The organism is Arthrobacter sp. TJ-238, from assembly GCF_058269215.1.
This window is the reverse complement of sequence record NZ_JBZCNH010000016.1, coordinates 1-5,921: the sequence shown is the minus strand read 5'-3', so window position 1 is coordinate 5,921 and position 5,921 is coordinate 1. Positions and strand designations below refer to the sequence as shown.

The following is a 5,921-nucleotide window of genomic DNA, read 5'->3' as shown; positions in this document are numbered from 1 at the left end:
TCCTGTTGTTTGAGAACTCAATAGTGTGCCAAGTTTGTTGATACCGATTGTTTTTTGATTGGTTGAATTTGCTGGTTGCCGCACCCCGTGTGGTGGCTGGTTTTTTTGGCTGGTTTCGAATTTTGTGCAGCAGGGTGTCCCGTTTTCCCGGGGTGTCGTGTTGTGTCTGTGAATCATTTACGGAGAGTTTGATCCTGGCTCAGGATGAACGCTGGCGGCGTGCTTAACACATGCAAGTCGAACGATGAAGCCAGCTTGCTGGTGGATTAGTGGCGAACGGGTGAGTAACACGTGAGTAACCTGCCCTTGACTCTGGGATAAGCCTGGGAAACCGGGTCTAATACTGGATACGACCTTCCCACGCATGTGGTGTTGGTGGAAAGCTTTTGTGGTTTTGGATGGACTCGCGGCCTATCAGCTTGTTGGTGGGGTAATGGCCTACCAAGGCGACGACGGGTAGCCGGCCTGAGAGGGTGACCGGCCACACTGGGACTGAGACACGGCCCAGACTCCTACGGGAGGCAGCAGTGGGGAATATTGCACAATGGGCGCAAGCCTGATGCAGCGACGCCGCGTGAGGGATGAAGGCCTTCGGGTTGTAAACCTCTTTCAGTAGGGAAGAAGCCGGTCTTTTCGGGGTTGGTGACGGTACCTGCAGAAGAAGCGCCGGCTAACTACGTGCCAGCAGCCGCGGTAATACGTAGGGCGCAAGCGTTATCCGGAATTATTGGGCGTAAAGAGCTCGTAGGCGGTTTGTCGCGTCTGCCGTGAAAGTCCGGGGCTTAACCCCGGATCTGCGGTGGGTACGGGCAGACTAGAGTGCAGTAGGGGAGACTGGAATTCCTGGTGTAGCGGTGAAATGCGCAGATATCAGGAGGAACACCGATGGCGAAGGCAGGTCTCTGGGCTGTAACTGACGCTGAGGAGCGAAAGCATGGGGAGCGAACAGGATTAGATACCCTGGTAGTCCATGCCGTAAACGTTGGGCACTAGGTGTGGGGGACATTCCACGTTTTCCGCGCCGTAGCTAACGCATTAAGTGCCCCGCCTGGGGAGTACGGCCGCAAGGCTAAAACTCAAAGGAATTGACGGGGGCCCGCACAAGCGGCGGAGCATGCGGATTAATTCGATGCAACGCGAAGAACCTTACCAAGGCTTGACATGAACCGGAATGATGCAGAGATGTGTCAGCCACTTGTGGCCGGTTTACAGGTGGTGCATGGTTGTCGTCAGCTCGTGTCGTGAGATGTTGGGTTAAGTCCCGCAACGAGCGCAACCCTCGTTCCATGTTGCCAGCGGGTTATGCCGGGGACTCATGGGAGACTGCCGGGGTCAACTCGGAGGAAGGTGGGGACGACGTCAAATCATCATGCCCCTTATGTCTTGGGCTTCACGCATGCTACAATGGCCGGTACAAAGGGTTGCGATACTGTGAGGTGGAGCTAATCCCAAAAAGCCGGTCTCAGTTCGGATTGAGGTCTGCAACTCGACCTCATGAAGTTGGAGTCGCTAGTAATCGCAGATCAGCAACGCTGCGGTGAATACGTTCCCGGGCCTTGTACACACCGCCCGTCAAGTCACGAAAGTTGGTAACACCCGAAGCCGGTGGCCTAACCCCTTGTGGGAGGGAGCCGTCGAAGGTGGGACCGGCGATTGGGACTAAGTCGTAACAAGGTAGCCGTACCGGAAGGTGCGGCTGGATCACCTCCTTTCTAAGGAGCGCCTCGAATCTTCGTCCTCGTCCACTGTGGTGGGGGTGGGGTTCGCAGGAGTCAGCCCATAGCGCGGGCGTTTGTTCCGCGGTGGGTGCTCATGGGTGGAATATCAATGAATAGGTGTCGTCGCTGGTGTTGGCCGGCTCGAGTACGCCTGGTTGCCTGATCGTGTCCTGTCCTCTTTGGGGGTGGGTGCGTGGGGGTGGCGGGGTTGGAAAGGGCGGGTTGGTGGTTGGTGGCGGGTATCGTTTGGCACACTGTTGGGTCCTGAGATAACAGGGCCCTGTTCTGGTTTTTGGCCGGGGTGGGGTTTGGTTGTTTCTGGTTTCCCGCGCATGCTCTGCTCGTGTCCCTGATTGGGGGTGGGTGGGGGTGTGATGGGGTTGTTGGTTGAGAACTGCATAGTGGACGCGAGCATCTTAAAAAGAAGCAATTTCTAAGAATAATCTGGTTCCGGACAAATGTTCGGGCCTGGTTTTCTCGATATGTTTTTGATCTTAGTGGTCAAGTTTTTAAGGGCACACGGTGGATGCCTTGGCATCAGGAGCCGAAGAAGGACGTGGGAATCTGCGATAAGCCTGGGGGAGTTGATAACCGAACTTTGATCCCAGGATGTCCGAATGGGGAAACCCCGCCCGGCGCGCGAGTGACCGGGTGACCCGTATCTGAACACATAGGGTACGTGGAGGGAACGTGGGGAAGTGAAACATCTCAGTACCCACAGGAAGAGAAAACAATAGTGATTCCGTTAGTAGTGGCGAGCGAACGCGGAACAGGCTAAACCAGTGGTGTGTGATAGCCGGCGGGCGTTGCATCACTGGGGTTGTGGGACTTTCCGTTCCAGTTCTGCCGGACTGGTGAAATGAGTGCGTGCGTATAGGTGAACGGGTTTGAAAGCCCGGCCGGAGAGGGTGTAAGTCCCGTAACCGTAATGCGTGACGCCGTTTGGAGAGGATCCCAAGTAGCACGGGGCCCGAGAAATCCCGTGCGAATCTGCCAGGACCACCTGGTAAGCCTAAATACTCCCTGATGACCGATAGCGGACCAGTACCGTGAGGGAAAGGTGAAAAGTACCCCGGGAGGGGAGTGAAACAGTACCTGAAACCGTGTGCCTACAAACCGTCGGAGCAACCTTAGTAGTTGTGACGGCGTGCCTTTTGAAGAATGAGCCTGCGAGTTAGTGTTACGTCGCGAGGTTAACCCGTGTGGGGAAGCCGTAGCGAAAGCGAGTCTGAATAGGGCGAGTGAGTGGCGTGATCTAGACCCGAAGCGAAGTGATCTACCCATGGCCAGGTTGAAGCGACGGTAAGACGTCGTGGAGGACCGAACCCACTTCAGTTGAAAATGGAGGGGATGAGCTGTGGGTAGGGGTGAAAGGCCAATCAAACTTCGTGATAGCTGGTTCTCCCCGAAATGCATTTAGGTGCAGCGTTGCGTGTTTCTTATCGGAGGTAGAGCTACTGGATGGCTAATGGGCCCTACAAGGTTACTGACGTCAGCCAAACTCCGAATGCCGGTAAGTGAGAGCGCAGCAGTGAGACTGTGGGGGATAAGCTTCATAGTCGAGAGGGAAACAGCCCAGACCACCAACTAAGGCCCCTAAGCGTGTGCTAAGTGGGAAAGGATGTGGAGTTGCCCAGACAACCAGGAGGTTGGCTTAGAAGCAGCCACCCTTGAAAGAGTGCGTAATAGCTCACTGGTCAAGTGATTCCGCGCCGACAATGTAGCGGGGCTCAAGTACACCGCCGAAGTTGTGGCATTCACATAGATCCCAAGCCGGAGACTTGTTCTCCTGGTTCAAGGATGTGGATGGGTAGGGGAGCGTCGTGTGGGCGGTGAAGTCGCGGTGTAAACCAGCGGTGGAGCCTACACGAGTGAGAATGCAGGCATGAGTAGCGAAAGACGGGTGAGAAACCCGTCCGCCGAATGATCAAGGGTTCCAGGGTCAAGCTAATCTGCCCTGGGTAAGTCGGGACCTAAGGCGAGGCCGACAGGCGTAGTCGATGGACAACGGGTTGATATTCCCGTACCGGCGAAGAACCGCCAATACTGATCGAGGGATACTAACCGCCAGAAGCATGACCGCCCACCCTTGTGGTGACGTGGTTTTTTGTGGATCGCGGGACCTGATCTCGGGAGGTAAGCGTATTAACAGGTGTGACGCAGGAAGGTAGCCGAGCCGGGCGATGGTAGTCCCGGTCTAAGGATGTAGGGCGAACCATAGGCAAATCCGTGGTTCTGTGTTCGATCACATGCTTGAGATCTGATGGGACCCCCGTCAAGGGGGGATTCGGTGATCCTATGCTGCCGAGAAAAGCATCGGCGCGAGGTTCTAGCCGCCCGTACCCCAAACCGACACAGGTGATCAGGTAGAGAATACTAAGGCGATCGAGAGAATTATGGTTAAGGAACTCGGCAAAATGCCCCCGTAACTTCGGGAGAAGGGGGGCCCCAACTGTGAAGGCGACTAGCTCGCCGGAGCGGATCGGGGCCGCAGAGACCAGGGGGAAGCGACTGTTTACTAAAAACACAGGTCCGTGCGAAGTCGCAAGACGATGTATACGGACTGACTCCTGCCCGGTGCTGGAAGGTTAAGAGGACCGGTTAGTTTCACGCTTGCGTGGGACGAAGCTGGGAATTTAAGCCCCAGTAAACGGCGGTGGTAACTATAACCATCCTAAGGTAGCGAAATTCCTTGTCGGGTAAGTTCCGACCTGCACGAATGGAGTAACGACTTCCCCGCTGTCTCAACCATAAACTCGGCGAAATTGCAGTACGAGTAAAGATGCTCGTTACGCGCAGCAGGACGGAAAGACCCCGAGACCTTCACTATAGTTTGGTATTGGTGTTCGGTGTGGCTTGTGTAGGATAGGTGGGAGACTGTGAAGCGTGGACGCCAGTTCACGTGGAGTCATCGTTGAAATACCACTCTGGTCACTCTGGATATCTAACTTCGGCCCGTAATCCGGGTCAGGGACAGTGCCTGATGGGTAGTTTAACTGGGGCGGTTGCCTCCTAAAAAGTAACGGAGGCGCCCAAAGGTTCCCTCAGCCTGGTTGGCAATCAGGTGGCGAGTGTAAGTGCACAAGGGAGCTTGACTGTGAGAGAGACATCTCAAGCAGGGACGAAAGTCGGGACTAGTGATCCGGCGGCACATTGTGGAATGGCCGTCGCTCAACGGATAAAAGGTACCTCGGGGATAACAGGCTGATCTTGCCCAAGAGTCCATATCGACGGCATGGTTTGGCACCTCGATGTCGGCTCGTCGCATCCTGGGGCTGGAGTAGGTCCCAAGGGTTGGGCTGTTCGCCCATTAAAGCGGTACGCGAGCTGGGTTTAGAACGTCGTGAGACAGTTCGGTCCCTATCCGCTGCGCGCGCAGGAAATTTGAGAAGGGCTGTCCTTAGTACGAGAGGACCGGGACGGACGAACCTCTGGTGTGTCAGTTGTACTGCCAAGTGCACCGCTGATTAGCTACGTTCGGATGGGATAACCGCTGAAAGCATCTAAGCGGGAAGCCTGCTTCAAGATGAGATTTCCATACACCTCGAGTGTGAGAGGCCCCCAGCCAGACCACTGGGTTGATAGGCCGGACGTGGAAGCAGGGACTAACGACCTGTGAAGCTGACCGGTACTAATAAGCCGATAACTTACACCACACACCCACCCCCACCACGGGCCACGGGCTGTGACACCGGGAACCAGGCAACTGGATTCCCCGGAGCCACAACCGGCACCCCGCAGTGATTCACGGGGCGGGTGAAGATCGAATGCTACGCGTCCACTATGCGGTTCCCAACCAACAACAGGAACCACCACCACAGCACCACCACGCCCACGACCGCAGCACCACCGCGGGACCGGCGCAGGGGAGGGGCTGCGGCACAACTGAATACGACATCCAGCAACACCCACAGCCCACGGGCTTACGGTGAAGCGATGTAACCCCACAGATTTACCACGCCACCACCCGCGTGCACACCCCGAACCCAGGGGACAGCACACGGCGCGGACAGGCCACTGGTAGCAAGGGTTACGGCGGTCATAGCGTGGGGGAAACGCCCGGTCCCATTCCGAACCCGGAAGCTAAGACCCACAGCGCCGATGGTACTGCACCCGAGAGAGTGTGGGAGAGTAGGACACCGCCGGACAACCATTACGGCTCGAGGCCCCACCACCGGTGGGGCCTCGACCCCTTTAACCCCC

The 5,921-nt window shown here is 56.4% G+C and carries 3 rRNA genes; all 3 read left to right on the top strand.

The window, feature by feature from the left end:
* Nucleotides 1–176: 176 nt before the first annotated feature.
* The 3 genes from AC4D2O_RS19105 to rrf all read left to right on the top strand — a co-directional run bounded on the left by AC4D2O_RS19105 (nucleotide 177) and on the right by rrf (nucleotide 5,866).
* Nucleotides 177–1,712: ribosomal RNA gene (locus AC4D2O_RS19105) — 16S ribosomal RNA — on the top strand.
* 505 nt (nucleotides 1,713–2,217) lie between these two features.
* Nucleotides 2,218–5,374, top strand: a 23S ribosomal RNA gene (locus tag AC4D2O_RS19100).
* 375 nt (nucleotides 5,375–5,749) lie between these two features.
* A 5S ribosomal RNA gene (rrf, locus tag AC4D2O_RS19095) occupies nucleotides 5,750–5,866 on the top strand.
* Together the 16S, 23S and 5S rRNA genes form the textbook arrangement of a ribosomal RNA operon.
* The last annotated feature ends 55 nt before the right edge of the window (nucleotides 5,867–5,921 follow it).